This is a genomic window from Kutzneria sp. CA-103260, from assembly GCF_018263855.1.
Lineage (GTDB): Bacteria > Actinomycetota > Actinomycetes > Mycobacteriales > Pseudonocardiaceae > Kutzneria.
Genome location: NZ_CP073318.1, coordinates 2,967,801 through 2,983,413, shown reverse-complemented (window position 1 = coordinate 2,983,413; position 15,613 = coordinate 2,967,801). Strand labels below are relative to the sequence as shown.

The 15,613-nt window shown below is 71.2% G+C and carries 13 protein-coding genes and 1 pseudogene; 4 read left to right on the top strand and 10 right to left on the bottom strand.

Going from position 1 to position 15,613, the window contains the following annotated elements:
- Window positions 1–47: 47 nt before the first annotated feature.
- From JJ691_RS12825 to JJ691_RS12810, 4 genes are all read right to left on the bottom strand, one after another.
- Window positions 48–854, bottom strand: a complete 807-nt coding sequence (locus tag JJ691_RS12825; protein ID WP_211768994.1) for a universal stress protein — start codon at window positions 852–854, stop codon at window positions 48–50.
- Between the two features lie 101 nt (window positions 855–955).
- Window positions 956–1,822 carry a universal stress protein gene (locus JJ691_RS12820; RefSeq protein ID WP_211768993.1) on the bottom strand — a complete coding sequence of 289 codons (867 nt, stop codon included), beginning with the start codon at window positions 1,820–1,822 and terminating at the stop codon, window positions 956–958.
- Between the two features lie 507 nt (window positions 1,823–2,329).
- Window positions 2,330–3,202 carry a class I SAM-dependent methyltransferase gene (locus JJ691_RS12815; RefSeq protein WP_211768992.1) on the bottom strand — a complete coding sequence of 291 codons (873 nt, stop codon included), beginning with the start codon at window positions 3,200–3,202 and terminating at the stop codon, window positions 2,330–2,332.
- A gap of 63 nt (window positions 3,203–3,265) precedes the next feature.
- Window positions 3,266–4,351, bottom strand: coding sequence for a winged helix DNA-binding domain-containing protein (locus tag JJ691_RS12810; RefSeq protein WP_211768991.1), 1,086 nt, complete (start codon window positions 4,349–4,351; stop codon window positions 3,266–3,268).
- Window positions 4,352–4,414: 63 nt separating this feature from the next.
- On the opposite strand from JJ691_RS12810, the gene JJ691_RS12805 reads away from it, so the two are divergent.
- The gene (locus tag JJ691_RS12805) at window positions 4,415–5,380 is read left to right on the top strand and encodes a helix-turn-helix transcriptional regulator (RefSeq protein WP_211768990.1); all 966 of its coding nucleotides are present in this window, start codon (window positions 4,415–4,417) and stop codon (window positions 5,378–5,380) included.
- Between the two features lie 3 nt (window positions 5,381–5,383).
- Here JJ691_RS12805 and JJ691_RS12800 read toward each other — a convergent pair whose 3' ends face one another.
- The gene (locus JJ691_RS12800; protein ID WP_249227873.1) at window positions 5,384–6,280 is read right to left on the bottom strand and encodes an LLM class flavin-dependent oxidoreductase; all 897 of its coding nucleotides are present in this window, start codon (window positions 6,278–6,280) and stop codon (window positions 5,384–5,386) included.
- Between the two features lie 140 nt (window positions 6,281–6,420).
- On the opposite strand from JJ691_RS12800, the gene JJ691_RS12795 reads away from it, so the two are divergent.
- Both JJ691_RS12795 and JJ691_RS12790 read left to right on the top strand, forming a co-directional pair.
- A complete protein-coding gene (locus tag JJ691_RS12795) occupies window positions 6,421–9,552 on the top strand; it encodes an amidohydrolase family protein (RefSeq protein WP_211768989.1) in 3,132 nt (1,043 codons plus the stop codon).
- An 87-nt stretch (window positions 9,553–9,639) separates the two neighbouring features.
- The gene (locus JJ691_RS12790; RefSeq protein WP_211768988.1) at window positions 9,640–10,086 is read left to right on the top strand and encodes a GNAT family N-acetyltransferase; all 447 of its coding nucleotides are present in this window, start codon (window positions 9,640–9,642) and stop codon (window positions 10,084–10,086) included.
- A 42-nt stretch (window positions 10,087–10,128) separates the two neighbouring features.
- Here the strand turns inward: JJ691_RS12790 and JJ691_RS12785 are convergent, their stop codons facing one another.
- A complete protein-coding gene (locus JJ691_RS12785) occupies window positions 10,129–10,395 on the bottom strand; it encodes a helix-turn-helix domain-containing protein (protein WP_211768987.1) in 267 nt (88 codons plus the stop codon).
- Between the two features lie 78 nt (window positions 10,396–10,473).
- On the opposite strand from JJ691_RS12785, the gene map reads away from it, so the two are divergent.
- A complete protein-coding gene (map, locus tag JJ691_RS12780; protein ID WP_211768986.1) occupies window positions 10,474–11,241 on the top strand; it encodes a type I methionyl aminopeptidase in 768 nt (255 codons plus the stop codon).
- Window positions 11,242–11,391: 150 nt separating this feature from the next.
- Here map and JJ691_RS12775 read toward each other — a convergent pair whose 3' ends face one another.
- From JJ691_RS12775 to JJ691_RS12755, 4 genes and pseudogenes are all read right to left on the bottom strand, one after another.
- A complete protein-coding gene (locus tag JJ691_RS12775) occupies window positions 11,392–11,787 on the bottom strand; it encodes a GNAT family N-acetyltransferase (protein ID WP_211772288.1) in 396 nt (131 codons plus the stop codon).
- Between the two features lie 182 nt (window positions 11,788–11,969).
- Window positions 11,970–13,714 (bottom strand): annotated as a pseudogene (locus tag JJ691_RS53340) (dipeptide ABC transporter ATP-binding protein); the annotation flags it as partial.
- Window positions 13,714–14,598: an ABC transporter permease gene (locus JJ691_RS12760; protein ID WP_211768984.1), complete on the bottom strand. Its 885-nt coding sequence runs from the start codon at window positions 14,596–14,598 to the stop codon at window positions 13,714–13,716. The gene JJ691_RS12760 and the pseudogene JJ691_RS53340, both read right to left, overlap by 1 nt.
- Window positions 14,595–15,611, bottom strand: a complete 1,017-nt coding sequence (locus tag JJ691_RS12755; protein WP_211768983.1) for an ABC transporter permease — start codon at window positions 15,609–15,611, stop codon at window positions 14,595–14,597. The genes JJ691_RS12760 and JJ691_RS12755 overlap by 4 nt, the downstream gene beginning before the upstream one ends.
- Window positions 15,612–15,613 lie beyond the last annotated feature (2 nt).

Below are 15,613 nucleotides of genomic sequence, written 5' to 3'. Positions count from 1 at the left end.
AATCCGGCGACAGTCCAGGCACCGGCGCCGCCTCGCGGATCGGATTGTCAGCGGACGACGAGCACCGGGCACAGGGCGTGGTGGAGCGCGTCCCGGGTGACACCGCCGAGCCGGCCGGGGCCGCCGGAGCCGACCACGATCAGGTCGGTGTGGGTGCGGGTGGCCACCAGCTCGTACGGCTGCGCCCGCACCGCCTCGAAGTTGGCCGACAGCTGGCGGTTCACCGTGGCCAGGTAGTCCTTGGCGTGGTCGAGGACCTGGCCGTGGGCGTCGCCGGACGGGCCGGCGGTGCGGCTGGACGGGGTCGGCCACGCGTGGGCGACGTGCAGCTTGGCGTGGAAGGTCTCGGCCAGCTCGGCGGCGCGGCGCAGCACCGGGCGATCTCCCGGGCCGCCGCCGACCAGCGCGGTGATCACCGAGTGCATGCCGTGCACAGCGGCGTCCAGGCCACGCACCACGAGCGTGTCGCAGTGCGCGGCGGCCACCACCGGCAGGACCCAGCGGCCCAGCCCGATAGTCACGTGCTGGCGGCCGCGGCAGCCCAGCACCACCAGTTCGGCGTGCTCGCTGGCCGGCACCAGCGTGCGCAGCGGGTCTTCGGAGCTTTCCACGATGCTCACCGGCAGCGGCTGCATCGTGGCCAATTGGTCTGCCGCCGAAGGTTCACCCGGACGGGGCGCGTCGGCGTACACGGTGAGCGCCTCGCCGCGCAGCCAGGCGTACCTGGCGGCCCAGCCGAGCGCGGCCGAGCCCCACGGCGAGCCGTCGGCGCCGACCACGACGCTGGGCTCGAACCCTTCCGGGGAAACGTGATGGGGACGAGTCGACGTCGCGCTCGGCAGCACTCTCGCCATGCGAACCCTCCTGGCGGCACAGGGATTCTCGCGCTGACTGGTTGTCGTGTGACACTCTGCACCCCGGTCGCGTTGATCGCCAGAGGCCGAGCGGGATTGGTTCAGTGACGAACCACCAGCACAGGCGATCGGGAATGATATACGGCCGCTTTGGTCATCGGGTCGATCTGGGTCCGCTCGCCGCGCGACGTGTCGCCGATGACCAACAGGTCGGTGTCGGGGCAGGCGACCGCGGACTCCAGCGGCTGGCAGGAGAACGAGCGCAGCTCGGGGATCAGCTTCGGGGCCAGTGTCGACAGCTGCGCCTCGGCCCGGTCCAGCACGGTGGTCGAGCTCAGCTGCTCCGGCAGCCAGCGCGGGCCTGGCGGCGGAGTGACGTGCACGAGACGGACCTTGGACTGCAGCGAGGTGGCCAGCTTCGCGGTGCGGGCCAGCACGGAGACGTCAGAGAGGGTGCCGCGAACCATGGCGGTGATCCAGCGGGTGCGGCCGTGTAGCGAGGACGGCAGGCCGCGCACGACGACCGTGTCGCACTGGGCGCGGGCCACCACCGGCACCACACTGCGGCCGACGCCGAGCGAGCCGTGGTGGTAGCCGCGGCAGCCGAGCACCACCAGGTCGGCTCGCTTGCTGGCGGCGACCAATGTGCCGACTGGATCGGGGCCGCTGCGCTGGATCCGCACCGGCAGCATCGGCATTGAGCGAAGGGTGGCGCCGATGCCGGCGTCGGCGGGGATGTCGGCGGGGATGTCCCCGAACCGCGGATCGGCCTGGTGCACGTCCAGCTCCGCGCCGACGACGCACGCGTGCCGAGCGGCCCAGCCCAGTGCGGCGTCACCCCAGTAGGACCCGTCCGTGCCGACCGCTATTCGTTTGGTGACCACGGGGGCGGCGACCGCGGTGACGCGTGTGGTTCGTGGGGCGACTGCTGGTGCGTTGAGCGTGGCGGCGGCGTGCGCTTGCGCCATGACCATCCTCCTGGCGCCGATGACTGATCTCTCGGGGGATGTCTCTACCTTGGCCGCTTCTCATGACCAATTCCAGTGGCCAGACGTTACGGAACATTTAACTCTGGCGTGCGGTCCCGCACCTCAGTCCGATGTGGACGGACTGGAACCGTCGTCCCGGCCACGGGATTCACCCCCGGCGGCCGGGTCGGCGTGGTCGGCCGGCCCGGCCGCCGAGTGAGGTGGAACATCACCCGTTTGATGGCGGCGTGACGCTCGTAGTTACCGGGAAGTACCCGTCCCACCAGCGGATCGCCCCGGTCGCCGGCGACCGGCCGTCCGGGTGTGACGGGGTGTGGCCGTCCATTGTGGACGCGGCGGGCGGCCGATTGCGCCGGCCGCTCCGGCCAGAATTGACCGGAAGCGCTGACAACGCTGTCAGAAAACAATTGCTTCCAGTCGGAAAACAGTGACCCGCCGCACACCGTGAACGATTCAGTCCCGGCATTTTGCACTCTGCACAAACGGTCAGCGCTCGCCCAGCCGCCGCGCCGAGTGGACGGTTCGAGCGTTGAGCATATACACGTCCGGTCGCCACAACACGCTCGCCCGGTCGTCGTCGTGCACCAGCCGGTCGATCACCGCGTGGTCCTCGGCGTCTATCCGGTCGCCCAGCATCTCCCGCTGCCGCACCAACATGTCCCGCAGCAGTCGCCGAGGCTCGGTGTCCAGCGGGGCCGGCAGGTCGACCAGGAAGGTGCGGCTGGCGCTGGGCATCAGGCCGGCGCGGGCCAGCATCGCCGGCCAGTCCTCCACCGTCTTGGTCGAGCCCGGCAGGCCCGCGCGCATGGCCGTGAACCAGTCCTCCTGGGCCACGTCCAGCCGTGCCTGCAAGCCCGGCCGGCCGATGCCGATGTCCCGGGGCAGGAAGCGCAACGGCAGACCACCCTCCACCACCGCCACCACGCCGCCCGGCCGCAGCAGCGCGCCGAGCTGGTTCAGCGCCTCCTGCTGGTCGCCGATGTGGTGCATCACGCCGCTGGTCCAGATCAGGTCGGCAGGGCCCAGTTCCCCGAACGCCTCCGGCAGATCCGCCTCCAGCGTCTCGATCCGCACGCCCAGCCGCGCCGCCCGCTTGCGGGCCAGCGCCAGCAGCTCCGGCGACCGGTCGGCCGCCACCACCTCGGCGTCGGCGAACGTCTCGGCCAGCGCACACGCCGCGACCCCCGGGCCGCTGCCCACGTCCAGGATCCGCGCCGGCTCGTCGACCTGGCCCCGCAGCCAGTCCATCACCTGGTCCAGGAAGTCCCGGTGCACCTCGGCATTGCGCTCCAGGTGCTCCCCCAGCGCCGACCAGTCGTAGTCCTCGTCGCTGTGCCCATGACCGTGTCCCTGCCCCATGGCGTTCCTCCCTCGATGTCCTCTTGTCGTACACCCTGGGCCACGGTTCAGTTCGCCGGCAAACTATGTTGCTACTTCGGCAACAGGTCGGTGGAGGACGCGGATCGGCACGGACGCGTCGGCGAAGGCGGCGAGGCGGTGCGCCTCGGCTTCGACCGCGTCCCGGTCGGCGATGGGGACGAGCGGCGTCACGGTGAGGGCGGACGAATCGAGCTTCCAGGTGGCGGCGACGAAGCCGTCGATGAGGACGGTGCCGCGGATCAGGCCGTTGACGGTGAAGACATGGGGACGGTGCTCGGGAGCGATGATGCGGCGGCGGTCGGCATGGGACAGCAGGGAGTTGTCGAACTCGGGCAGGAAGCGGACGGGGGCTGGGGTGTCGGGGTGGGGACGCCGAGCGGCGGGGAGGTCGAACAGTTCAACGCCGTTCTCGTCGGTGAAGGTGCGAAGCGGAAGACGCTCGAAGACCTCGCGCAGGCGGGTGAGACCGGACCACGTCTGCGCGTCCTGGACGGAAGCGGGACCGAAGGCGGCGAGGTAGCGCAGCACGAGATCGTCGACGCTGATCGGGTCGAAGGGACGGCCGAGCCAGGCTTCGGCGGTGGTGCCAGTGGGCTGGCCGCCGACGCCCCAAACGCCGCGCGGCGGCAGTTGCACGATGGCGAGCCGGGCGCGGACGGCCTGGAGCAGGGCGGTGGTGTCCCGGGTGGGCCAGCGCGAGGCGAGGGCGCGGCCGAGGTCGGCGTTGGTCAGCGGCTCGGCCTCGATGAGCTCCCGGGCGACCTTGGCGACCTCGTCCAGGTCGAGGCCCTGCGTCGCACGGCCGTGCACGCTGCGGGCGAAGGCCTGCTCCTGCATCGGTTGCAGCACGGGACGCAGCGCGAGGCAGTCGTCCGCGGTGACGAGGTGCAGGGTTGACCGCATCACGGCCAGCCGCACGACACGGCGGCTGGTGAGCAACTGGGTCAGCTGCTCACGTCGAAAGCCGTCGAGTCGGGTCCACAGCGCGAAGTAGGGCGGATTGGTGGCCTGTGCCTGGAGGCCGACGAGCCGCTCGACCGCCTTGGCGGGCGTCAGGCTCCAGCGCCGCAGCAGCAGTTGCCGGTGCAGCAGCGCGCGGTTGAGGGCTCGACGGGTCAGCACGGTCATGCCGACCAGGCTAGGCGGACTCGCGGACAGGAACTGTCCTGAATGGGTGGCAGACTGGGGCCCGTGTTGGAGACCTCCGCTCGGCTGCTGCGCCTGCTGTCGCTGCTGCAAGCCCGTCAGGACTGGTCCGGCGCCGAGCTGGCGAGCCGGCTGGAGGTGGACGTCCGGACCGTCCGCCGGGACGTGGACCGGCTGCGCAATCTCGGTTACCCGGTGGACGCCTCGCCGGGTGTGGCCGGCGGCTACCGGCTCGGCGTCGGGGCCTCGCTGCCGCCGCTGCTGCTGGACGACGAGGAGGCGGTCGCGGTGGCGATCAGCCTGCGGACCGCGGCCGCGGGCAGCGTCGCCGGCATCGAGGAGACGTCGATCCAGGCCCTGACCAAGCTGGAGCACATGCTGCCGTCCCGGCTGCGGCACCGGGTCTCGGCGTTGCAAGCGGTGGTTGTGCACACGCCGTCGTACGGGCCGAGCGTGGACGCCGAGGTGCTGGCCACGGTGGCCGGCGCGTGCCGGGAACACATGCGGCTGCGCTTCGACTACCGGGCCCACAACGGCTCGGCCAGCCGCCGCCAGGTCGAGCCGCACAGCCTGGTCAACATCGGCCGCCGCTGGTACGTGCTGGGCTGGGACCTCGACCGGACCGACTGGCGCACCTTCCGGCTGGACCGGCTGGAGCTCAAGACCCCGACGGGTCCTCGGTTCCAGCCCCGCACCCCGCCGGCCGACGCGGCCACCTTCGTGTCCAAGGGCGTGACCGGCCGGGCCTACAAGTTCGAGGGCAAGTTCCTCATGCACGCCCCGATCGACCAGGTCGCCGAGAAGGTCACGCCCACCGCCGGCCGGCTGGAGCCGGTCGACGACAGCAGCTGCATCCTGCACGCCGGGGCCGACTCGCTGCTCGGCATTGCCGTGTTCATCAGCATGTACGGCTTCGAGTTCGAGGTGCTGGAGCCGGTCGAGATGGTCGGCTATCTGCGTGACCACATCGCCCGGATGCAGCGGGCCGTGGCCCGCCACGACCCGGCCTGAGGTTCAGCGGGAGGCATGCGCCAGCAGCTCGGCCTGCCGGTTCCAGTCGCCGCCGACAAAGGTGACCACCACCCGTTCGACCCCGCTGTCGGCCAGCCGCGACAGGTGCTCGGCGATGACGGCCGGCGCACCGGTGACCACCGCGTCCTCGGCGAATTCGGCCGGCATGCCGAACAGACCGTCGGGATCGGTGAGGGTCCGCAGCATGGTGGCGCGGTCGGGCAGCGACGGGTCGCCGTCGATGGCCACCATGACGTTGGTGGTGATGGCCGGCTGCGGGCGGCCGTGCTCCGCGGCCAACGTCCGCACCCGGTCGACCAGCGCGGGGATCCGCTCCGGCGGGGCCAGCAGGTACCAGCCGTCGCCGTAGGCGGCGGCCCGGCGCACCGCGGCGTCGGACATGCCGCCGACGATGATCGGCGGCACGGTGGCGGCCGGGCTGAGCTGGATGTCGGTCTGCCGCAGGCGCGTTGACCGGCCGGCGATGAGATCGGGCAGCAGGCGCAGCGCTTCCTCGGTGCGGCGGCCCCGCTCGCGCCGGGGCACGTCGGTGGCCAGCCAGGACTGCTCGTGACGGTCGCCGCCGGCCCCGACGCCGAGCAGCACCCGGTCCCCGGACAGGTGCTGGAGCGACGCCACCTGCTTGGCCACCCAGACCACTGGCCGCAGCGGCACCACCAGCACGCCAAGACCGAGCCGGACCCGTTCGGTCACCGCGGCGACGGCCGCCAGCGACATCAGGCTGTCCAGCAGCGGCACGCCGGTCCCGGCGACGAGCTGGTCGACCACCCACACCGACTCGAACCCGAGCTCCTCCGCGTGCCGGGCGGCCGCGGTCACGTCCCCGGGCAGTTCGCCGCGGACGGTCATGGTCGGCAGCACGACACCGACGTCAACCATGCTCTCCCCCTTGTAGTTCAGCCACCGGGGCGGACGGATCGATCAGGCCGCCCTCGCGCGACGAAGAGTCGCAACCCCCGTACGGCGTGTGTCTGTTGATCTAGTCTGGCCGAAAAAGGACCACATGGGGGTGGAACTGCATGTCCGCGGTGAACAGGCGGGAATTCCTGGCCGGGGTGGCCGGCGCGGTCGCGTTGTCCGGTGTCGAGATTTCTGGGGTGGAGTTGACGGGGGCGCCGGTCGCGACGGCGGAACCGGATCGGGCCGGCACGCCGCTGGCGATCCGGCAGGGCACCAACATCGCCGGCCAGCTCTCGCCCGACGGCAAGACCGTCGCCATGGATCTGCTGGGCGTGCTGTGGCTGGTGCCGGCGGCCGGCGGGGCGGCCAGGCGAATCACCGACGACCTGATGGACATCGCGCAGCCGGACTGGTCGCCGGACGGCACGACGCTGGCCTTCCAGTCCTACCGTGACGGCAACTTCAACGTCTGGACGGTCCGGGCCGACGGCAGCGGCCTCAAGCAGCTCACCCAGGGCCCGTTCGACCACCGGGAGCCGCGGTTCTCCCCGGACGGCCGGACCATCGTGTTCTCCTCGGACCTGACCGGCAGCTACGGCATCCACCTGCTGGACGTGGCCACCGGCAAGGTCACCCAGCTGTCCGACACCCCGGTCGAGGAGTTCGAGCCGGCGTGGTCGCCGGACGGCACGAAGGTCGCCTTCGTGGCGGCCAACACCCGCATCGACGTCGTCACGGTGGCCGACGGCAGCCGCAGCACGGCGATCACCGCGGCCACCGGTCAGCAGTTCCACGCCCCGGCCTGGACCCCGGACGGCAAGGACCTCGTCTACAACGTCGTCACCGGACCGCCCGGCCTGAACTCGGCGGCCACCTCTGAACTGTACCGTTCAGGTCAGCCGCTGGTCACCGGCGAGGAAGTGTTCCCGTTCCGAGCTTCCTTGCGTGGCAACGACTTCCTGTACACCTCGGACGGCGCGCTGCGCCGCCGGTCGCTGTCCGGCGGACCGGCCACCGAGATCGCCTTCACCGCGCCGGTGGATGTCCAGCCGGCCAAGTACACCAAGCGCCGCCGGGACTTCGACTCCCCCAAGCCCAAGCCGGTCGTCGGTATCGGCAGCCCGGTACTCTCCCCGGACGGCACGAAGGTCGCCTTCCGTGCGCTCAACGACATCTACACCATGACCGTCGGCCAGGCGCCGCAGCCGCTGACCCGGGACAACCGGTGGAAGTCCGACCCGGCGTGGTCGCCGGACGGCAAGCTGCTGTCGTACTCCACCGACCGCGCCGGCAAGCTGGACATCTGGCTGCGCGACCTGGCCACCGGGCAGGACCGGCAGCTGACCAACCTGCCCGACGCCGCCGCGGTCTCCGGCTCGTGGTCGCGGGACGGCAAGTTCCTGGCGTTCCTGGACCAGACCGGCGCCGTGTACACCGTCGAGGTCGCCACCGGCGCGGTGCAGAAGGTGTTCAACGCGACCTTCGAGCCGGGCCGGCCCACCTGGTCCCCGGACGGCACCGTGATCGCGCTGGCCGCGATCGTGCCCTACTCGGCCCGCTACCGCGAGGGCCTGAGCAAGATCCTGCTGGTCAACCGGGTCACCGGCGCGGCGCGCTACGTCGACCCGCTGCCGCAGCGCTCGCTGCAGACCCGTGGCGACGACGGTCCGGTGTGGTCGCCCGACGGCGCCAAGATGGCTTTTGTCCTGGGCAGCCTGTTGCACGTCGTGGACGTCAATCCGGACGGCACGTTCGCCGGCACGCCCAAGCCGGTCAACGCCGAGGTCACCGACGCGATCAGCTGGCACGGCGACTCGAAGCACCTGCTGTACCTGAACAACGGCCGCCTGCGCCTGATCGGCCTTGACGGCGCCGCGCCGCGGACCATCCCGGTCGGCCTGAGCTGGACCAACACCCAGCCCCGGGGCCGGCTCGTGATCCGCGCCGGCAAGCTGTGGGACGGCCAGAGCCCCACCCTCCAGTCCAATGTGGACGTCATCGTCGAGGGTCACCGGATCAAGACGGTCTGCCCCAGCGCTCCCGGCGTCGACGGGCAGCTGGTCGACGCCCGCGACGGCGTCGTGATGCCCGGCCTGGTCGACATCCACAACCACCGGGAGATGCAGGGCTACAGCTACGGCGACCGGCAGGGCCGGCTGTGGCTGTCGCTGGGCATCACCACCACCCGCTCGCCCGGCAGCCCCGCCTACCACATGGTCGAGGAGCGCGAGTCGTTCCAGTCCGGCAAGCGGGTCGGGCCGCGCTACTTCGCCACCGGTGAGGCCATCGACGGCTCCCGCATCTTCTACAACTTCATGCGTCCCACCTACGACACCGACCAGCTGGCCCGGGAGCTGGAACGGGCCGCCGCCCTCGACTACGACCTGATGAAGTGCTACGTGCGCCTGCGGCCGGAGTGGCAGAAGCAGGTCATCCAGTGGGCCCACGACCGCGGCGTGCTGGCCACCTCCCACTACCACTATCCGGCGCTGGCCTTCGGCGGCGACGGCATGGAGCACATCGGGGCCACCAACCGGTTCGGCTACTCGCGGACCATCACCGCCCTCGGGGCCGGCTTCCAGGACGTCATCGACCTGTTCAACCGCTCCGGCGCCGGCCGCACCCCGACCCTTTTCCAGTCGCAGGCCCTGTTCCGTGACGACACCAGCCTGGTGGCCGACCGCCGGGTCACCACGCTCTACCCGTCGTGGGAGTACGCGTCACTGCAGGCCAGCGTGCAGAGCGCCACCAGCACCGACCAGACCGCCAACCTCAGGAACCTGGCCAACCAGGTCGCCCAGATCGCCGCCACGGTCCGGGGTGGGGGCCTGATCGTCACCGGCACCGACTCCCCCATCGACCACACCGCCGTCAGCACCCACATGAACCTTCGGGCCATGGTCCGCTTCGGGTTGACCCCGTACGAGGCTCTCGTCACCGCCACCCGCAACTCCGGCCAGCTGCTCGGCGAACCCCTCGGCCGCGTCGCCCCCGGCACCTACGCCGACCTGTCCATCCTCGGCGGCGACCCGCTCGCCGACATCAACCAGGCCGCCAACGTGCGGTCCGTCGTCAGCAACGGTCGACTGTTCACTGTGGACGACCTGCTCAAGCCCTACGCCACCCCGACCGCCGACGTCGCCGCCAACCGCATGCTCGCCCCGGTCCCCGACCACCCCGCCAACGCCGAGTTCTGGTGGCACGACCCACACTACGTGGCCCACAGCCGCCACTCCTGCTGCTCCGGCTGAGCGGGTCTCTCCGGCAGATGCTGGGAAGGGGGCTTTCCCTGCGTTGAACGCAGGGAAAGCCCCCTTCCCAGCACTAGGCTGCGTGTCATGGGTGGGATCGAGATCGTCGAAGCAACCTCGCGGCATGTGGACGCGCTGACCGACCTGGTGCACGCGTCCCGGGCGTATCAGGGCGGATACGCGTCCATCCTGGTCGGGTACCGGATGAAGCCGTCCTATCTGGACGATCATCCGACCGGCATCGCCATGGTCGACGGGGAGATCGCCGGCTTCTACAGCCTGATCCCGCGGCCGGCGGAGCTCGATCTGCTGTTCGTCGCCGACTCCGCCCAGGGGTTGGGCATCGGCGCGGCTCTCGTGGCCCACATGCTCGACCGGGCCGCCGTTCTCGGGGCGACGACTGTGCGGGTCGTCTCGCACCCACCGGCAGTCGGGTTCTACCAACGGGTCGGGGCTCGTCAGATCGGCACCGTTGCGCCAATTCCGCCCAAGATCACGTGGTCCCGGCCCGAGCTCGTCATCGACGTCCCCTGAGGGCGAGCAGGCGGGCCGATGGATTCGGCGACGGCCGAAGCGTCAGGAGGCGTTCTTCAGGCGCAGGGCGGCGGTCCAGGCCTCGGCGAGGTCCTGGATGGGCAGCCCGAGGGTCTCGCTCAGGCAGGCGACGGTGCCGAACGCGGGCGTCGGCAGGCGGCCGGTCTCGATCTTGCGGAGGGTCTCCGGTGAGATGCCGGCGGCCGCGGCCACCTCGCCGAGGGCCCGGTCGCCGCGGGCGGCGCGCAGCAGCACGCCGAGGCGTCGGCCGGCCTCGATCTGTTCCGGGGTGAGCGGGTTGCGGACCACGGTCCCAGGATAGGGCTGGTATTTGTATACCGGCAAGGGCTAGAGTCGGTATTTAAATACCGAGCCGAGGGGTTGTTCATGATCGAGTTGAAGTCGCCGGCCGAGATCGAGCGGATGGGGGTCACCGGGGCCTTCGTGGGCCAGGTGCTGGCCGAGCTGGCCAAGGTGGCCGAGCCGGGGGTGAACCTGCTGGACCTGGAGCACCGCACCCGGGACCTGATCAAGGCCCGCGGCGCGCAGTCGTGCTACTGGGACTACGCCCCCGACTTCGGCAACGGCCCGTTCCGCAACGTGATCTGCCTGTCCGTCAACGACGCCGTGCTGCACGGCCTGCCGCACGACTACGTCCTCGGCGACGGGGACGTGCTGACCATGGACATGGCCGTCTCGATCGACGGCTGGGTCGCCGACGCGGCCCGTACGGTCATCGTCGGCACGCCGGCGGACGAGGACGTGCGGCTGGTCCGTGCCACCGAGGAGGCCCTGGACGCCGGCATCGCCGCCGCCCACGAGGGCAACCGCCTCGGCGACGTCTCCGCCGCCATCCAGGCCGTCGCCGACCGCTACGGCTACCCCGTCAACACCGAGTTCGGCGGCCACGGCCTCGGCCGCACCATGCACGAGGACCCTCACGTCCCCAACCGCGGCCGCGCCGGCCGGGGCCTCAAGCTGCGGGCCGGCATGACCCTGGCCCTGGAGCCCTGGTTCGCCCGCACCACCGACCGCATCGTCTTCGACCCCGACGGCTGGACCATCCGCTCGGCCGACGGCTCCCGCACCGCCCACTCCGAGCACACCATCGCCATCACCGAGGACGGCCCGAAAGTTCTCACCCTTCAGTCCTGACGCCTCTATCCTCCGGCCCGTGGCCGAACCCCCAAGCTATTCGAACTCGAGCAGTGGGAGGTCGAGTCGACCGACATCGCACCGCACCCGATCCAACAGGCGCCGCCGCACGTCAGGGAGCAGCTGTGAACCCCACGGCGCGGAACTCGTTCAGGACTTCGCGTCTGCTGAGATGCGGGAGTAGACGAGCACGTCGGCGCGGCGGTCGCCGAAGGTGAGAAAGCTGCGCAGCCTCCCCTCCCGGAGGTAGCCGTTGCGCTCCAGCACTCGTTGCGAGGCATGGTTGTCTGGTTCGACCCATGCCTCGATACGAGCGAAGTCGCCGGCACTCAGGCCCCAGGCGGTCGTGAGTGAGATGGCGCGGGAGGCGATTCCCCGACGCCGCGCGGAGGGGACGATCCAGTAGCCGATGCCAGCCACACCCGGCTGCGGACGTCGCATCAGGTTGATGTGACCCACTGCTTCGTCGGTGTGCTGGGAGGCGATCACCAGCGACACCCCCTGCCCGGAGGTGAGCCGTGCGTGTTGGCGGGCGATGTAGGCCAAGCCCGCATAGTTCACCGCGGAGCAGCGACTTCCACGGCGTGGCAGGCGACTCCGGGCTCGACACCGTCCACAATGGGCAGATCGACGGTCTTGCACCGTTCGGCGACCGAATCCGGCAGGCCGGCGGCGAGCAGGGGGCAGCGGGGGTGGAAGCGGCAGCCGCCGGGCACGCGGCTGGGGTCTGGGGTCTCCCCCGCCAATACCGTGGCCGGGCCCTCGGACTCGGGCAGCACCGACAGCAGGGCCTTGGTGTACGGGTGCGAGGGCGAGGTCAGGACCTGCTCGACGGGGCCACTCTCGACGATCCGCCCGAGGTACATCACGGCGACGCGGTCGGCGATGTTCCACGCCAGCCCCAGATCGTGGGTGACGACCAGGGCGGCCAGCCCGAGCTCGTCCCGCAACCGCAGCAGCAGAGCCAGGATCTCGCCGCGGACGGAGGCGTCGAGGGAGGCGACGGGCTCGTCGGCGATCAGGACGCTGGGGTTGAGGGCCAGCGCGCCGGCGATGACCACACGCTGGCGCTGACCGCCGGACAGCTCATGGGGCACGAGGCCGAAGAACCGCTCGGGCGGGCGCAAACCGGCCCGTGACAGGGCATCGGCCACCAGTTCCCGTTCGTCGCCGGGCACACGGTGGATCCGCAGCCCCTCGGCGACGGCCTCGTAGACGCTGTGCCGAGGATTCAGGGCACCGGTGGGATCCTGCAACACCAGTTGAGCGTGCCGCCGGTACTCTCGCAGACCCCGCGTCCCTGACGGCAGCGGCTTGCCCTCGTACAGCACCTGCCCGGACGTGGGTTGCTGCAACCCCAACAGGGTCCGAGCGAGGGTCGTCTTGCCGCAGCCGGACTCGCCGACCAGGGCGATGATCTCGCCGGCTCGGATGTCCAGCTCAACACCGTCCACGGCCCGCGCGGCGCCGAAGCGCACCGACACACCGTCCGCACGCAGCAGGGTCACGGTTCGACCTCCAGCAGACAGGCCGACGCCCGGTCCTCACTCACCGGGCGCAGCAGGACATCCGTGCCGGAGCACTCGGGCATGACGGACGGGCAGCGGGGATGGAACGGGCAGCCGGTGGGCAGCGCCGAAGGATCGGGCGGGTCGCCGGCCAGTCCGCGCGGGGCCAGCCGGGACGAGGCGTCGCCGATGGTCGGGAACGCCGCGGCCAGCGCCTTGGTGTACGGATGCCGCGGCTCCCGCAGCACGTCCACTGCCTTGCCCTGCTCCACGATCCGACCGGCGTACATGACGGCCAGCCGCTGGCAGGTGGAGGCCAGCACGGACAGGTCGTGGCTGATCATCAGCAGCCCGATGTCCAACTCGTCGACCAGCTTCGACAGCAGGGTCAGCACCTGGGCCTGCACCATCACGTCCAGCGCGGTGGTCGGCTCGTCGGCGATGATCAGCCCCGGCGAGCAGGCCAGCGCCATCGCGATCATCACCCGCTGCCGCTGCCCACCGGACAGCTCGTGCGGATAGGCCCGGGCCCGCCGCGCCGGCAGGCCGACCTGCTCCAGCAGCTCGCCGACGCGGTGCTCGACCCGCTGCGTGGATCCCTTGCTGTGCAAGCGAATCGGCTCGGCGATCTGGTCACCGACCCGCTGCACCGGGTTCAGGGCGTGCATCGCGCCCTGGAACACCACCGACGCCTCGGCCCACCGCACGGCCCGCAGCCGGCCCCAGCTCATCTCGGTGACGTTCTCGCCACCGAGCAATATCTCGCCGCCGATGGCCGCGGTGCGGGGCAGCAGCCGCAGCACCGCCATGGCCACTGTGGACTTGCCGCAGCCCGATTCCCCGGCCAGGCCAACGGTCTGGCCGGCGTCGATACGCAGGTCCACGCCCCGGACCGCCGGCACCAGGCCGTTGGCCGTCCGGTAGTCGACGGTCGCGGACCGCAGTTCCAGCAACGGCTCGCCCATCACCGCTCCCTCAGCCGCGGGTTGAGCACGGCCTCCAACGCCCGGCCACACATCATGAACGCCAGCACCACCACACCGATCGCCACACCCGGCGGCAGCAGGTACCACCACGCCCGCGCGGTGACCCCGCCGGTCTGCAGGGCGTTGTGCAGCATCGAGCCCCACGACGGCGAGTTCGGGTCGCCCAGGCCCAGGAACGACAGCGTGGACTCGGTGATGATCGAGTTGGCCACGTTCAGGGTCGTGTTGGCGAACACCAGCGGCGCCACCGCCGGCAGCACGTGCTTGCCGATCACGTGCCAGTGCCCGGCCCCCAGCGCCCACGAGCGCTCGATGTACGGCCGCGACTCCACGGCCAGGGTCTGCGACCGCACCAGCCGGGCGGTCGTCGGCCACGCGGTCGCGCCGATGGCGACGATGATCGACCCGATGCCCGGCGTCAGCACCGCGGACAGCACGGCCGCCAGCACCAGCGACGGCAGCACCAGGAAGAAGTCGGTCACCCGCATCAGCACGGCCTGCACCCAGCCGCCGAAGTGGGCCATCAGCACGCCCACGACGGTCCCGACACCGACCGACAGCAGCGTGGCGGCCAGACCGACCAGCAGCGAGATGCGGGAACCCCACAGCAGCAACAGCAGCACCGACCGGCCGCTCTCGTCGGTGCCGAGCAGGAAGCCGTTGCCGGGCGGCTGCAGAATGCCGCCGGTGGCGTGGGTGACGTCCAGCCCGGACCGGTCGCTGATCAGCGGGGCCAGCAGGGCCAGCAGCACGATCAGGCCCAGCACGATCAGGCCGACCAGCCCGCCGCGGTCGGCGCGGAACTGGGTCCACACCCGCCCGGCGGCGGCGCGGCGGCGCCGCCAAGCGATGGAAGCGGTCATGCGGCACGCACCCTCGGGTCGATCACGCGCAACAGCAGGTCGCCGATCAGGTTCATGACCAGCACCGCGCCGGCCAGCACCAGCAGCAGCCCCTGCAACAGCGGTCCGTCGTGGTCGGTCAGCGCCCGGTACAGCAGCAGGCCCAGACCCGGCCACGAGTACACCGTCTCCACGGTGACCGCGCCGCCGACCACGAACCCGAGCTGGATGAAGATCAGGGTCACGGTCGGCAGCAGCGCGTTGGGCACCGCGTGCCGGCCCCGCACCAGGTCGTCCCGCAGGCCCTTGGCCCGGGCGGTCGTGAGGTAGTCGGCGTTCATCTCCTCCAGCAGCGACGAGCGCATCACCAGCAGGTACTGGGCGTAGAGCACGGCGACCAGGGTCAGGCACGGCAGCACCAGGTGGTGCAGCACGTCGAAGGCCTGCGGCAGGAACTGTGGCGGCGTGTCCGGGTCGACGATGCCCTGGGTGGGGAACCAGGATCCGGCCAGCGCCAGCAGGATCATGCCCAGCCAGAACGTCGGCGCGGACCACAGCGTCAAGGCGAAGCCGGTGGAGAAGCGGTCGAAACCGCTGCCGCGCCGCCAGCCGGCCCGGGTGCCCTGCCACAGCCCGAGCAGGATGGCGATCACCGAGGCGACGCCGACCAACAGCACCGTCGGCCACAGCGCCCGCAGGATCAGGTCCGACACCGGCTGCCCGAACCGCAGCGAGACGCCGAGGTCCCCGTGTAGCAGGCCGACCATGTAGTCCAGGAACTGCGCCGGCAGCGGCTTGTCGAGCCCGAACGTGTGGCGCAGCTGGGCGACCTGGGCCGCGCCGAGCGAGGTGTTGCGGGTCAGCAGTCGGATCGGGTCGCCGGGCAGCACCCGGATCAGGAAGAAGCTGAGCACCACGATCACGCACAGGCTGACCACCGCGCCGCCGACCTTGCCGAGCACGTACCGCGCGCCGCCGGTGCGCGCGGACGGGCTCGGCTCGGCCAGGGCCGGCGCCGCCGCCGGCGAGGTCACGG

Coding starts and splice junctions, on each gene's coding strand:
- JJ691_RS12795 (WP_211768989.1), top strand. CDS start 6,421: ATGTCCGCGGTGAACAGGCGGGAATTCCTGGCCGGGGTGGCCGGCGCG.
- JJ691_RS12760 (WP_211768984.1), bottom strand. CDS start 14,598: ATGACCGCTTCCATCGCTTGGCGGCGCCGCCGCGCCGCCGCCGGGCGG.
- map (WP_211768986.1), top strand. CDS start 10,474: ATGATCGAGTTGAAGTCGCCGGCCGAGATCGAGCGGATGGGGGTCACC.
- JJ691_RS12790 (WP_211768988.1), top strand. CDS start 9,640: ATGGGTGGGATCGAGATCGTCGAAGCAACCTCGCGGCATGTGGACGCG.
- JJ691_RS12800 (WP_249227873.1), bottom strand. CDS start 6,280: ATGGTTGACGTCGGTGTCGTGCTGCCGACCATGACCGTCCGCGGCGAA.
- JJ691_RS12820 (WP_211768993.1), bottom strand. CDS start 1,822: ATGGCGCAAGCGCACGCCGCCGCCACGCTCAACGCACCAGCAGTCGCC.
- JJ691_RS12825 (WP_211768994.1), bottom strand. CDS start 854: ATGGCGAGAGTGCTGCCGAGCGCGACGTCGACTCGTCCCCATCACGTT.
- JJ691_RS12815 (WP_211768992.1), bottom strand. CDS start 3,202: ATGGGGCAGGGACACGGTCATGGGCACAGCGACGAGGACTACGACTGG.
- JJ691_RS12810 (WP_211768991.1), bottom strand. CDS start 4,351: ATGACCGTGCTGACCCGTCGAGCCCTCAACCGCGCGCTGCTGCACCGG.